Origin of the sequence: Streptomyces sp. NPDC050703 (assembly GCF_040654435.1) — a bacterium.
Taxonomy (GTDB): domain Bacteria; phylum Actinomycetota; class Actinomycetes; order Streptomycetales; family Streptomycetaceae; genus Streptomyces.
Genome location: NZ_JBFAHX010000045.1, coordinates 22,296 through 35,484 on the forward strand (window position 1 = coordinate 22,296; position 13,189 = coordinate 35,484).

Genomic DNA, 13,189 nt, shown 5'->3' on the forward strand with positions numbered 1-13,189 from the left:
CGGAGAACGGCCCGCCCGCCGGGGACGGCGAGGCCCTCAGCCGCGCAGCGCCACGACATGGCCCGCCAGCGAGTCGATCGACCGCAGCACCTCCGGCCGGACGTCGTCGTCCCACTCGAAGCCGAACGCGTCCTCCATCGCGACCAGCAGGGCGACCAGCGCGGTGGAGGGGACCCCGGCCTCGCGGAGCGACACGGTGTCGGGCACTCCGCCGACGAAGGAGGGGCCGCCGAACACGTCGACCAGCAGCTCACGGATGCGCTGCCGCACCTCCACCACCGCCGTGTCAGACATGCGCTTCCGCTTCGTCGATGAACTTCCGTACGAGCTCCTGGAAGCCCGCGGGGTCGTCGAGGAAGGGCACGTGGCCGGCCTTCGGCATGATCTCGCAGCGGCCGTTCGGGAACAGCGCCGCCAGCTCGTGGCCGCCCGTGGGGCTGAGCAGGATGTCGTCGTCGCCCAGGGCGATCAGCGTCGGCGCCTGGATGCGGGTCAGCAGCTCGGGGCTTGAGTCGCCCTTCTGCGCCAGCGTCAGGCCGTTGTTGAGCTCCTCGGGCGTCGACATGGCGAGGAAGCTCTCCCGGAGGCCGAGGTAGCCCGCCGCGCCGTACTCCTCGTTCATCTCCGTGCTGATGAACTCCGGGTACATGTGGCTGAACAGGGTGGGGATGTCATGGTCGTTCAGTGTGCGCAGCCACGCGCGCTGAAGGCCGCGGTGACGCCGCATGCCCTGCGGGCCGAGGACCGGTCCGGCCAGCACGAGGCCCCGTACGCGGTCGGGGTGGGCGAGGGCCACGTCGCGGGCGAGCTGGGTGGAGGCCGACGAGGCGAGCAGGTACGTCGACTCGATCTCCAGGCCGTCGAGCAGCCCGATCACGTCCGCCGTGTGCTCCTCCCAGGTCGGCTCCTGCGGCAGGCGCGTGGAGCGGCCGTGGTTGCAGAGGTCGTAGCTGACGACGCGGTAGTGCCTGGCGAGTTCGTCGGTGTAGTCCCGCCAGAACGGGGCGGAGAAGAAGAAGTTGTTGAGCGTCGTGACGGCGATGCCCTCGCCGGTGGACTCGCAGTACAGCTCGACGCCCTCCCGGGTGCGTACCGGCGGTACGCCCTCGCGGTAGCTCAGGTCGTGGTGGTACTCGTCGTGCGCTTCGTCAGCCGGCATGGCTCTCCGCCCTCTCTCGATTCTTGACCACTTCGGCCCCCGGAAGGACCCGTGCGTAGGCGGCGACGACGTCGGCCGCCGGAACTTCGTCGGTGATCGCCCCGCAGGAGTTGCCGCAGTACAGCGCCATCTCCTCGATGCGGCCGCTGGTCGCGTCCGTGGGCACCGCCGCGCTGAAGCGCGGCACCAGGTAGGGCTTGCCCTCGACCACCGTCCTGCCGATGAACTTCGCGGGCTGGTGCGGGTCGGCGGTGACGGCTGTGGCCAGCACGCGGTGCCGCCGGCCCGGCCAGCCGATCTCGTACACGTCGGTGATGACGGTGTCGCTCTCCGCGGCGCCGGTCACCGCCGACTTGAAGCGGGCGTGGGCCCGCGACTCACGGGCGACGACGAAGGCGGTGCCCAGCAGCACCCCGTCGGCGCCCGCGGCCAGTGCCCGTGCGGCCTCCTCGGGGGAGCCGATGCCGCCCGAGGCGACGAGGCAGGCGTCGGGCAGCAGGGTGCGCAGCGCGCCCACCAGGTCGTCGCGGAGCGACGTGCCCAGCAGGTGGCCGCCCGCCTCGGTGCCCTGGGCCACCACCACCGCGCCCAGCGCGGCGGCGCGCACCCCGTCGTCGACCGTCCCCACCTGGACCACCGAGCGGCGCCCCGCCGCGGCGACCCGGGCGAGCACCGCGTCCTCCGGCATCCCGAAGAAGGACAGGTGCACGCGCCGCGGTGTCTCGTCGAGCACCTGCGCCACCTGCCGGTCGAGCTCGGCGGACCCGACGACCTCCGGGATCAGGTTCACCCCGACGGGCCGGCCGGTGCCCGCGGTCAACCGCTCCAGCACGGCCGACAGCGCGCCGCCGGCCAGCTTGTAGCCGCCCACGCAGCCGGCCGCCCCGGCCTCGGACACCGCGCAGGCCAGTTCCGTGCCCGCGACGCCGCCCATGCCCGACTGCAGCAGACTCGTCTCCAGGCCGAGCGCCCCGGCCGCGGTGGTACGCATCAACTCAGGCTCTCGACGGCGGACGCCGCGGCGTCCGCCCCGCCGAACCGGTCCGTCAGGGTGTGCACCCAGCGCTCAAGGCCGAAGGCCAGGCAGCTCGTGTGCGCGGTCTCGGCGCCGGCCCTGATGTCGCAGCGGTCGCCGAAGAAGTTCCGGTGGTAGTTGACGGAGCCGATCGCCAGGCCGCCGACGACGAACTCCTCCTTCACCGGGAAGAGCCGCTGCATCTTGGCCTTGCCGCTGTTCTTGTCGAAGAACGGGTCGGTGGCCGCCTCGATGCGCAGGTCCAGGCCGAGTTCGGTGCACAGGGCCACCACGGCTTCCTTCGCCCGGACCAGGTGGTGCTTGGCCGCCTGCTCCGGTCCGACGCACACGATCTCGCGCATGGAGAAGCCCAGCAGGCGCTGCAGCCCCTCGTAGTGGTCCTCGTTGCGGAAGCACGTGCCGACGGTGGTGCGCAGGACTCCCTCGTCGGGCAGTACGGAGCCGGCCAGGTCGACGTAGATGGAGTAGCAGGCCGCGGAGGGCAGGGCGAAGGCGGTCGGCTCCATCACCTGGGCCGGTATCCGCTCGGTCGGCCGCGCCGTCGTGGCCAGCTCGGCGGCCAGGAGCGCGGGGTCGAGCCGGGTCGCAGCGAGGCCCAGGTGCGGGAAGTTGTCGTAGTAGTCGAAGGTGTCGAGGTCCTTGCACCGCATCAGGAACGGGAACCGGAACTCCGGGGCCCGCCAGTCTCCGGCCAGGCGCAGGAACGTCGCGTCGATGGCCCGCAGCAGCCTGAGCTGGCTGCCGTCGAGAACCCCGAGGCCGTTGTCGGTCGTCGTCAGCATGCCGCTTCCTTCACGAAGAATCGGTTCTTGAGTGCCTTGAGGGTGCGGAAGTCGTCGAGGTCCAGGTCCTCGGGGTCGATCGCCTCGCCGCTCAGCTCCTCCAGCAGGAAGATGAACTCGACGAACGCGAGCGAGTCGATGGCGCGGCTGTCGATCAGGTCGAGCTCCTCGGTGAGCGGCCCGACCTTGGGGTTGCGGCCCTGGATGAAGTCGCGGACCGCCTGCATCGCTTCGGACATCACTTGATCGCCTCCCGTCCCACGCCGGCCTTGGTGAGGAACTTCCTCGTGCGCTTGAGCACCTGGTCGTGCGCCTCCACCCGCGCGGGGTGCGCCAGCGCCCTGCGCCGCAGGGTCAGCGCGTCGGGGATGCCCGCGTCGCGGTAGGCGGCCGGGTTGTAGAGGGTGCCGATGCTGTACTGCAGGTAGTTCTCCAGGTACTCGGCGACCACCGGCACCTCGTCCGGGTCCCGCTCGGCGACCTGGCCGAGGAGATGGGTGAAGATCATCCGGCCGAACGCGACGTGCCGGCTCTCGTCCTGGTGGTGCACCCGGTTGATCTCGCGGGCGATGGGCGGCAGCGACTGGTCCGTGGCCATGTGCGCGTTGAAGTAGTCGACGATCTCCTCGAAGATCAGGATGCGCGCGAACACGATCAGCTCGCGGGCCACCGGGGAGAGGTGGTCCACCGAGTCGGCCTTCAGCGTCGGCTGGGCCGGGTAGAGCTTGCCGCCGTAGCGCAGGCAGAACTGCGCGAAGAACCACATGTGCTCGTTCTCTTCACCGATGAAGTGGTGCAGGAACTCCGAGACGTCCGCGTACGTACGCTCGTGAATGCGCATCACGACTTCACTCATCAGTTCACGGATACCGTGAATGTTGAGACTGAAGAAATTGATCGCCTCGTACCGGGTGAGCGCTATCTGCTGTTCCCGGGTGAGTTCGTCCCACATCGGGGTGCCGGCGAGCGTGGTCAGGTTCTCGGACATCCACGGCAGGTCCGGTTCGATGGAATCGGGCCAGTCGAACATCGTGTACGGGTTGTAGTAGCCGGACTCGGCGAGATTCTCCAACCGGTCCAGGTCGAGGACGACCGGTTTTATCTCACGTACCGCCATTGACACTCGTCCTTCCGAAATGAGTGGCGCGGGAAATCGGGGTCAGCGCAGCGAGCGGATGTCCGCGCGCACATGCACCGGCGTCCGCGACCCGCAGTCGTGGGTGGCGAAGGCCGCGTTTCCGGACGCGGTGGAGGGGATCACCTTGTTGTAGACCGAACCGAGGCAGAGCTCCTGGAAGGCGTCCGTGTCCGCCGAGAGGCGGGCGGCGAGCTGCGCCTTGGCGATGTCCACGGTCTTGAGCACGCCGTCGTCGTCCTCGACCTCCACGCTGGCGTGGGGCAGGTCGAGCGCGCCGCCGAGGACGCCGCAGAACCAGCCGCGTTTCGCCTCGGCGCGGTGACCGGCCTCGCGGAAGCGCTCGGCCAGCAGCAGGCTCGCCGCGATGCAGCTCGTCGACCCCAGGTCGTGCACCAGCCGGTAGTCGGCCTGCATGGCGACCGGGACCATCTGCCAGCGGTAGCCGGCGGCGAGGTAGTCGCGGGTCAGGCGCCGCAGTTCGGGGGAGACCAGGGGGGTGCGCACGCCCGTCGTGGTGACGGTCGCCGTGTACGCGGCCGTCTTCCCGCTCGCCCGCGCCGGCGCCACCACATCGGTGACGGCCCCGCCGAACCGGCCCGCGTCGGGCGCTTCGAAGTGCCAGGGCGCGGCCCCGCGGCAGTCCTCGCACTCCAGCCGGACCTGGAAGTCCCACGTCCGCGGGCGCAGCAGGTCCTCCACCGGACGTCCCGCGAAGCGGAAGAGCATCCTGAAGGCCAGCTCCGGCTGCGTGTTCGACCTGCCGGAATACATTCCGAGGTTGTACAGGTCATTGACGTCGAAGTGCCGCACCCCTGACCGCACATCGAACGGCAATCCCGCGGCGATCAGCGTTTCGATGTCCTCCGGGCCGCACCTCAGCATTTCCTGCGCTGCTGACTCCGGCCGGGTCTTGCTGGAGTACGCGGCAGGAACGAATTCGATCGAATTCGCCACGTCCTCCCAGGCACGCGCATCTGTTTTCACTGCTAGAGGTGACACAGACCGTCCTTCCAGGCAAAGACCGAGCCGACTGCCCGGCGCCGACGGTCCCGAAGCTAGCAGCCACGGTTTGCCATACGGAACGGTGTTTCCACATGCCTGTTCGTGCATTTCCCATGTGCGGCCTTGAGAAATTAATCGCCCACCGCGCGGCCCCCGCTCGGTCCGTCCGTGTACGCCTCTTGCCCGTCGATCACGTGCACGTCCTCGATGGGGTCCCCCCGCGCCCTTCAGGTGCAGGGCAGTGTGTGCCAGGCGTCGCGCGCCCGGCCGGGGTTATGCACACTGGCTCTGAGAACCTCGTGGAGAGGGGCCGGGGCTTGTCGCCGGCAGGGAGAGCCGACGCCCCGGCCGCAGGGGGTGGGCCGTATGCCCGCAAGTACCAAGGTCGGCAGTGTCACGCTCCGGCGGTACGAGGAGTTGGTGGCCGGCCCAGAACGAGCGAGGCTCGCGGTCTTCGGGGTGACGTCGACTTCGGCGGCGACGACCCAGACGTGGGAGAGGTCCGGCTTCTTCTCCGGCTCGGGAGGGGCCGGTGGGCCGTGCAGGTCGGACTCCTTGAGCGTCTTGGTCTGTGAGCCGGTGGGCGCGGCTGTCACGGGTTCGAGCCGGGCGAAGAGGCTCTGCTGCATGTGCGAGCGGATGGGCGGGGCCGTAAGAGGAGCTGTTGCGGGCGTCAGCGTACCTCCGGTTCAAGACGGGGTTGACGCGAAGCGCAGCCCCCTTCACTGCCGGAACGTCAACGGCCCGGTTCTGTTACACGCTGCTCGCGCGGGTACGTCACGAGCCCGGCCGCTTCGGAGGAAGCCGGGCTCGCTGCGCATGCCGGCGCTACCAGCCGTGCACGGAGAACGGTTCGCCCTTGAGGTAGTGGGCGATGCCCAGCGCGTTGTACGGCACGGTGGTGCTGGGGAGGTGGTGAACGGGGTGCCAGGTCAGGCCTGCGCACTTGTGCGGCTCCATGTTGCGGGGCTCGCCCTCCCAGTGCCGAGCGGTGAAGAACCAGCCGACCCGGGGTTCTTCTTCGGGGTTGCGGAAGTGCATGACGTGCACGATCTGCAGGGCCTCGTGCTCGATGACGAGGCCGGTCTCCTCCAGGGCCTCGCGGATCACGGCGGTGAAGACGTCTTCGCCCTCGTCCAGCTTTCCGGAGGGCAGGTTCAACTGGCCGTCGGCGTATCCGGTGCCTCGTCTCTCGGCGAGGCATACGGCACCGTCGCGTTCCAGGATGAGCATCACGTCGTTCACGGGCTGCTGTGGCACTGTGCTGAGTCCTTCGACCGGTGGGGCGCTTGCCGGGTGAGGACTCCAGCCGGGTCAGGCGGCCAGCAATCCCATGCTCTCAACGCGTTGCAGAGTCCACTGGACACGTTCGTCGACGCTCAGGCCCGTGGGCAGCTCGAGCATCGGCACGCCCGTGGCGCGGCACACGTCGTAGATGGCGGTGTCGGCTTCATCTTGCAGGGCGAGGACCTTCTCCCGCATCCGGTCGCCGCCTGCCTTTTGGTCGTAGCGGTCGCGGCAGTACACGATGGCGTCGTAGGCGATCGGCATCCAGGCGCGGCACAGAGCCTCTGCGGCGGTCAGGACGGATGCGGTGCCGCGCTCGGTGGGGTCCAGGACCAGGCCGGCGAGGGCGAGGACGTTCGCGGGTGTCTTGTCGGTGACGAGGACCTGGTGGTGCCTCGCGGCACGCAGGGGCACGGTGCAGTGCTGGGCGAACAGGTCGAGTTCGGCGACGAGGTCGAAGTTCCCTTCGCCGTGGATGACGATGTCCTCCATGAAGGGGCTGTTCCGGGCGGGCTCCCCGGTGCAGGTGACGTTGATGCTCTGTTCGCGCAGGCGTGCGTCAGCGCGTGGACGAACGTCGTTTTCCCTGCGGCCTGGGTGCCTTCGACGGCGATGACGCGGCACTCTCGGATCGGCATGGGTCCTCCAGAAGGCTGGTGAAGGTGGGGGTCTCAAGCCACGCCCAGGCGCCTTTCGCGGCCTGGGCGATGGCCCGGTTGACGTTGAGGCCCGTGGGCGACCACCTGGCGAGTCCGGCGGTGCGGGCGGCGACGTACGCGGTGGACAGGGAGTGCCGGAGGTTGAGGACGCTCACGCGTTCGCGTCCCTCTTCCTCGCCGTGGTCGATCCATCGGCGGTGCCAGGCGGGCATGGTGATCCGCTGCAGTTCGGGCTGGGTGACGTCCAGGCCCAGCTCGGTGCACACGTCGACGAGACGGCGTGAGGCTCCGGTGAGGAGGTGGCCGGCGTCGTACCGGGTGTCGACGTAGTGACCTGCGCGGATGTCGGTCTCGCGGCGCTCCTTCCACTGGGCGCGGGCGGACCGCAGGGCGGGGGCCGCGTCGGTGGGCGCGTTGGCCTCCAGGACGGCGAGGTCGGAGCAGAACTGATGGCCGGTGATGATGCTGGACGTGTCCGCGGCCGCGGTGACGGTTGCCGCCGCGTGCCGGACGAGCTCGTCCATCTCGCCGGGTTCCTCGACGTACACGCTGGTCCACTCGAACGGCATGTCCGCGAGGTCCGGTGTGCGGTCGGCGGGAAGGTCGAGCCAGGCGACGCTGTAGCAGAAGGGCCGTTGTCCGTTCTTGACCCGGTAGTTCTTCGTCCACTCGACGTCGATGGACGCGATCCGGACGGCTCCTGAGCGCAGCGTCGGGGGCTGCAGGGCGCGGGCACCGTCACGGCTGCTCGTGATGATCATGGGGAAGTGGTTCCTGCCGTAGGACGGGCCGCGCGCCGGGTGCGCACGGCCCCGCCGGACGCTACTCGTTCAGTGGCGGCGCAACACCGGAAAACAGGAACGGTGCCACGTCCCAGGCGACAGCCCCGACGTAGTCGGTGACGCTGAGCGGCTGCTGCCACAGCAGGTGTCCAGAGCCCTTGCCGCCCACCAGGGCAGTCATCACGGCGGACGTCAGAACGCTCGTCGCGGTGAGGGGTGCCGGGTAGTCCTCACCATCGAGCAGCGCCTCGCAGGCGAGTTGTGCGCCGGTCTGCTGGTTGTCGCCGGCGAACTCCTTCCTCGGCTCCAGGCCGTGAGCCGCCGCGGTGTCGCTGATGAAACCCGTGGGGCCGATGTCCAGGCCGGTGTCGACGTTGCGCGCAGTTCCTCGCTCGGGAGTCCTGCGGTCGCGCCACGCCTGTGCGAGGGCGGCGATCCCGGGTGTGCGCGGCGCCGTCGCGGGGCGGGGGAGCTGCTGCAGGACGTGCAGGTCATCCGTCCCGTTGTGCCAGGCGATGACCTGCGCCTGGCGGCGGGCCTGCACGAGTGCGTCGTCGAGAACCTTGACGATCACCTCGTTCTCGCCGACCGTGTCCGCGGCCATGGCGCGGTACCCGAACTGGGTCAGCGGAGCCGACACGGTGCAGGCACGCGTGCGGTGGATGGGGAGCACCACGAGGGCGGCGCCCATCAGGACGGGGGGTTCGTCCCCTCCCGCCTCGGCCCACAGCGTGGACACGCCGGTGAGCCACTGCCGCGACTTCTTCCACGGGTCGGTGACGGACCCGAACGGCGTGTCGGGGCGCACGAAGTTGCAGTAGTCCCGCACGGCTACTTCCTTCCGGTGGTGACGCCCTGCGTGGTGGTGTGGATCGACGTCCCGACGTACTTGGAGACGTGGTTCTCCTTGAAGCGGTACCGCTTCCAGATTCCGGTGATGGGCTCATCACGGATGTTGCCCAGGTCCTCCCAGAGGTCGGGGGCGTCATAGACCGGCCACGCGCGGGCGGTGCCATTCGGCTCGATGACGATCATGTGGCCCTCGTTCTGCGGCGTCCACGTCGTCATGCGGAGCGCGGGCGACCACTGCATCTCCGCGGCGGCGGCCTTGAGCCGGGTGAACGCGTCCTGCGCCTCGTCGTGGGTGATGAACTCGTGCTCCTCCAGGTCCAGCGCGTTCCCCTTGCGCAGCGGCAGGATCAGCTTCACCTTGCCGGCGTCGATGACATCGCCGATCTGCACGGTGTACGGGAGCGCGGACAGACTCGAGCGGTAGACGACCGCGGACAGCGCGAGCGGGATGCCGTACTCCTGGAAGACCCGTACGCCCGCCATCACCGCGTCGTAGTCACCGCGCATGCGGTGGGTGACGGCGCGGGGCCCCTCAAGGCCGATGTTGGCGTACGCGACCTTCCCCGCCATGCGCGCGGCATGCTGCTTGGCGTAGACGGCGTTCGTCGGGACGGCGACGATGTGCCCGCCCTCGGCGAAGATGTCGATGCAGTCGCCGAAGTCCTTGCGCATGAGCGGCTCCCCGCCGGAGAGGAACACGCGGTTCACGCCGACGAGGCTCTGCTGCATGAGGACGAGTTCGGCGAGCGTCGGGTCGGGGATCTCCAGGACCTCGGAGCAGAAGCTGCAGCCGAAGTTGCAGCGCTTCGTGATCTGCACGATCACGGACAGGGGATGGGTGAGCGACGCGGCCACAGTGGCGACGTCGGCGTCCGCGTCGAGGGTGAAGTGCTGACCGGTGAAGGCGTACCCGATGCCCCCTCCGATCGCTGTGTGCCGGGGTGCGGGGACGGCGGGCAATCCGAGATCGGTCATGACCGTTGGCCTCCAGTGTGATCGGCTCCGGGATGGAACGGGGCCCGGCGCGGGCCGTGCGGGGGAACGCAGGGCCCACGCCGGGGGTCTGGTCTCTCCGCTGCTCGGGCGTCGGATGCGTGTCAGCCGCAGGATCATGCATGAGTCGTTCTCCGGCATCGGTCGTTGAAGTTCCGCCTCTCGATCTCCTGCAGACGCGCCATGGGCCTGGGGCCGGACACTGTCCGCAGCCCGCATACGGCGGCGGAGAGCTTGAGGCCAAGGGCGCCAAGGAGCGGGGACTTCGTCATCACTGCTGCTCGATTCATGGGGCCTTGGGCCCGGACCGCAACTGTCAGGATGGCTTGCGCCTGCGCACAGGCTGCCCCCGGTCTCGCCGGTGATCGCCTTGTCGAAGTCGCAGAAGGTCGGATCGAGGTCCGTGACGTCGGCGGTGGCGTGGACGTTCCCGGCCAGCCCAGCATCACGAGTGCGTAGCGGCCTTTGGGGTCCTTCGGTCAGGGGGAGGGTGCACCAGGTGGTGGTGCCGTCGTCACTCACGCCCCACTCCTCGGCCAATGCCTCAACGAGGAACAGGCCGCGGCCGCCCTCGTCGGTGGGCGCCGCGGGACGGAGCTGCGGGCGCTCGGAGGAGCCGTCGCTGACCTCGATACGCAGGCTCTGGCCTCGCGTGCTGACGCATACGTCGATGTCGCCACTGCTGTGACGGAGGGCGTTAGTACTGAGCTCCGTGAGCAGTAGTTCCGTGAGTTCGATCAGATCAGGGCGGCGGCTGTACGTAAGGCGGGCGCGAACTATCTGACGAAGGCGTCGCGGCCAGACGGCGTCTGCGGACGTCAGAGCGTCGCCGTGAGCCGCACCCTGGCGGCGTTCGATAGATACAGCAAACCCTGGACAGGCGCCTGGTGGGCTGTGCACATCAGCGGCGGAAGCGGGGACGCGTCGACGGGTGCGCTCCTGATCCGCGGGGTTCATCGTCATGGTCGACTCCATGTCGAAATGGCCAGTGACGACATGGTGGGCCCACAACTGAGCCCCAACTATCACGAGTTGCTGATAGTTGGGGCCAAGGTTTCATGGCGCGTGATGACAGGTCAGGTGACCTGGCCGCCCGCGACGCTGAGCCAAGATCCGTACGACAGGAAGTTCTCAGGCAGCCGCCGGTGGGCTGCCTCAAGGCTGGCGTAGGTCTCCCGGACGGTCGGATGGTACTTGGCTTGCTGCGGAGCTGCCTTGCGCGCCTTGAGGAGGCTCTTGAACGAGTCCTCAAGATTGTTGGTCCACATCTGCGCGCGTGCCAATTCGGCGTAGTGGTGGCTGATACGGGACTTCGGCCAGTCCTCGGGAATGGCGAGGCATTCCGTGGCCTCCACTGCCTCGCCGTACTTGTCGAGTTCCGCGAGGACAGAGACCCGATGGACGTGCACGTTCGTCGGCCCGAAGGTCAGATAGTGCACCTTGACCGCTTCCCCAGTCCTCCCTGCAATCTCCTCGGCTTGTGTGAGGTGGGACAGGGCTCCAGCCTCGTCATGGGCGCGGCCCGCCATCACGGCTCCTCCGAGGTGGATTTGCCCCGCGACGACCTCACGTTCGCGGGATGCTTCGGCCTGTTCGAGCGTAGCCAGCCCGCGAACGATGAGACGCTGCCCGATGGCGAACTTGCCCTCCCGGAGGTAGCTCAGAGCCCGCAGATACTGGTAGAGGCCGCCGAGGACGGCATCGGACCCGCGTTGCGCCGCCCAGTCCACTCGGGCGAGCGCGAGCTGGGCGAGATCGGGAAATCCCAGCTTGGCGGCGACGTCGTACGCCGTGCGGTAGAAGCTTGCGAGCGTCAGCCATCCCTCCGTGCTGTTCAGGGAGTGCGCCGCAGTGGTGCCCTCCTCGATCAGGCCGGCGACGTTGCTGGCGGCCTGCTTGATGTCACCGCTTCGGACGGAGACGAGTAGCCCCTCCGCGTCGGCCTTCAGGTCCTCCAGGCGGCGGGGCCGGACATCGGGATCGGCTCCGAGGTCGTAGACATCCAGGGCCTCCCGGATGGGCCGTATCAAGATGTCGAGTTCGTCAGCACGCAGTTCGTCGACGTAGGGCTGGCCGATCACCGTGGCGACCTCGAGGTTCATGCCTCGGGCGAAAGCAGCGACGACGTGCGGGGTAGGAGCAATAACACCCTGCTCCGTCTTCGTGTATGTGCTGTAGGGGATCCCGGACAACTCCGAGACCGCTCGTTGTGTGAGGTGGCGTTCGCGGCGCAGACGCGCCATGCGCACGCCAGTGTGGTCTTCGGGCAGAGCGTGCATACTGGCTCCTGTTCTGCTTCGACAACAGAACGGTACCCCTGCGATCGGCTTCGCAGGGGCACGGATGGGCCCCGCTCCTCTGGAGCGGGGCCTCTCGGTTGCCAGGCCGAACTTGCGCATAGGAGCGTCCGGAGTTTCGAAGCCTTCCTGCCGCCGTACTAGAGAGGCGGCTACTCGGCTGGACACGCGAGGCGTGGACCCGGCGCCGAAGGCATGTCAGGCGAGTCTCTCGCGGGGCGGCAAAGAACCGCAGATCCCTCGACCGCCCCGCGAGCTATCCCCGGCTCTCTCCCCGGCTCTCCCTCGACTTCCCTCCGGCTCCGCTTCGAGCGGGCAGGGGCATGCGGGGCGTGCGGTGCGGCGCTCGTGCTCAGCTCACCGCGGCCGGCGCCGTGCGGCCGTCGAACAGCGCGTCCTGCGTGACGTCGGAGGAGGCCTTCAGGATGGAGCGCTGCAAGCGCCGTACCGGGGCGCTGGGTTCGAGCCCGAGGTTGCGTACGAGGGTGCCGCGCAGCCGCTGGTAGACGTGGAGTGCCTCGCCGCCCCGGCCGGAGCGGTACAGCGCGAGCATGAACTGGCTGTGCAGGCTCTCGTGCATGCTGTGGCGCTCGACCAGGACGGTGAGCTCCGACAGCAGTTCGCGGTGGCGTCCCAGGCCGAGGTCCGCCTCGATCCGCTGGTCGAGGGCGCACAGGCGGGCCTCCTCCAGCCTGCGTGCCTCCATGTCGAGGTGGATTCCCGCGTTGACGTCGGCCAGCGCGGGCCCCTGCCACAGGGCGAGGGCGTCGCGCAGGGCCCGCGCCGCGCCGGTGTAGTCCTCGTTGTCCATGGCCCGGTAGCCCTCGTTGCTCAGGCGCTCGAACTCGCCGAAGTCGCGGGTGCCGCCGCCGGTTTCGAGCCGGTAGCCGCCCGGCGAGGTGACCAGGACGTCCTTGCCCGTGCGGCCGCCGGGGCGCTCGGGCGCTTCGCGCGCGAGGGCCTCTCCGATCAGTTCGCGCAGTTGGAGGATGTAGGTCTGCAGCGTGGCCCGCGCGCTGCGCGGCGGCTCCGTGCCCCACAGTTCCTCGGTCAGCGTGCGCAACGGCACCGCCCGGTCCGCGTTGAGGGCCAGAAGGGCCAGGACCTGGCGTGGCTTGGGGGCCGTCGGGACCACCGGCACGCCGTTCAGTCGTACGGAAAAGCCGCCGAGCACTTGAATGTCCATGTCCGTCTCCCGGTCC

The 13,189-nt window shown here is 69.1% G+C and carries 14 protein-coding genes and 1 pseudogene; all 15 read right to left on the reverse strand.

What is annotated here, in order from left to right; genetic code table 11:
* Positions 1-36: 36 nt before the first annotated feature.
* Positions 37-294, reverse strand: a complete 258-nt coding sequence (locus AB0I16_RS30045; protein ID WP_363252771.1) for a hypothetical protein — start codon at positions 292-294, stop codon at positions 37-39.
* The gene (locus tag AB0I16_RS30050; RefSeq protein WP_363252772.1) at positions 287-1,159 is read right to left on the reverse strand and encodes an alpha/beta fold hydrolase; all 873 of its coding nucleotides are present in this window, start codon (positions 1,157-1,159) and stop codon (positions 287-289) included. The genes AB0I16_RS30045 and AB0I16_RS30050 overlap by 8 nt, the downstream gene beginning before the upstream one ends.
* The gene (locus AB0I16_RS30055; RefSeq protein ID WP_363252773.1) at positions 1,149-2,150 is read right to left on the reverse strand and encodes a nitronate monooxygenase; all 1,002 of its coding nucleotides are present in this window, start codon (positions 2,148-2,150) and stop codon (positions 1,149-1,151) included. Before AB0I16_RS30055 ends, AB0I16_RS30050 begins: the two co-directional genes overlap by 11 nt.
* A complete protein-coding gene (locus tag AB0I16_RS30060; RefSeq protein ID WP_363252774.1) occupies positions 2,150-2,977 on the reverse strand; it encodes a hypothetical protein in 828 nt (275 codons plus the stop codon). Before AB0I16_RS30060 ends, AB0I16_RS30055 begins: the two co-directional genes overlap by 1 nt.
* Positions 2,971-3,216, reverse strand: a complete 246-nt coding sequence (locus AB0I16_RS30065) for an acyl carrier protein (RefSeq protein ID WP_363252775.1) — start codon at positions 3,214-3,216, stop codon at positions 2,971-2,973. Before AB0I16_RS30065 ends, AB0I16_RS30060 begins: the two co-directional genes overlap by 7 nt.
* Positions 3,216-4,094 carry a diiron oxygenase gene (locus AB0I16_RS30070; RefSeq protein ID WP_363252776.1) on the reverse strand — a complete coding sequence of 293 codons (879 nt, stop codon included), beginning with the start codon at positions 4,092-4,094 and terminating at the stop codon, positions 3,216-3,218. Before AB0I16_RS30070 ends, AB0I16_RS30065 begins: the two co-directional genes overlap by 1 nt.
* Before the next feature lie 42 nt (positions 4,095-4,136).
* Positions 4,137-4,886, reverse strand: a complete 750-nt coding sequence (locus AB0I16_RS30075) for a hypothetical protein (RefSeq protein ID WP_363252777.1) — start codon at positions 4,884-4,886, stop codon at positions 4,137-4,139.
* 1,059 nt (positions 4,887-5,945) lie between these two features.
* On the reverse strand, positions 5,946-6,377 hold the full coding sequence (locus tag AB0I16_RS30080) for an NUDIX domain-containing protein (RefSeq protein WP_363252778.1): 432 nt from the start codon (positions 6,375-6,377) through the stop codon (positions 5,946-5,948).
* 54 nt (positions 6,378-6,431) lie between these two features.
* Positions 6,432-6,896, reverse strand: a complete 465-nt coding sequence (locus tag AB0I16_RS30085; RefSeq protein WP_363252779.1) for a hypothetical protein — start codon at positions 6,894-6,896, stop codon at positions 6,432-6,434.
* Between the two features lie 67 nt (positions 6,897-6,963).
* Positions 6,964-7,824: a hypothetical protein gene (locus AB0I16_RS30090; RefSeq protein ID WP_363252780.1), complete on the reverse strand. Its 861-nt coding sequence runs from the start codon at positions 7,822-7,824 to the stop codon at positions 6,964-6,966.
* 61 nt (positions 7,825-7,885) lie between these two features.
* A complete protein-coding gene (locus AB0I16_RS30095) occupies positions 7,886-8,674 on the reverse strand; it encodes a hypothetical protein (RefSeq protein ID WP_363252781.1) in 789 nt (262 codons plus the stop codon).
* Positions 8,675-8,676: 2 nt separating this feature from the next.
* Positions 8,677-9,672, reverse strand: coding sequence for a radical SAM protein (locus AB0I16_RS30100; RefSeq protein WP_363252803.1), 996 nt, complete (start codon positions 9,670-9,672; stop codon positions 8,677-8,679).
* A 507-nt stretch (positions 9,673-10,179) separates the two neighbouring features.
* A pseudogene (locus AB0I16_RS30105) lies at positions 10,180-10,665 on the reverse strand (ATP-binding protein); the annotation flags it as partial.
* A gap of 101 nt (positions 10,666-10,766) precedes the next feature.
* Positions 10,767-11,969, reverse strand: a complete 1,203-nt coding sequence (locus AB0I16_RS30110) for a helix-turn-helix transcriptional regulator (RefSeq protein WP_363252782.1) — start codon at positions 11,967-11,969, stop codon at positions 10,767-10,769.
* Positions 11,970-12,339: 370 nt separating this feature from the next.
* A complete protein-coding gene (locus AB0I16_RS30115) occupies positions 12,340-13,173 on the reverse strand; it encodes an AfsR/SARP family transcriptional regulator (RefSeq protein ID WP_363252783.1) in 834 nt (277 codons plus the stop codon).
* Between the last annotated feature and the right edge of the window lie 16 nt (positions 13,174-13,189).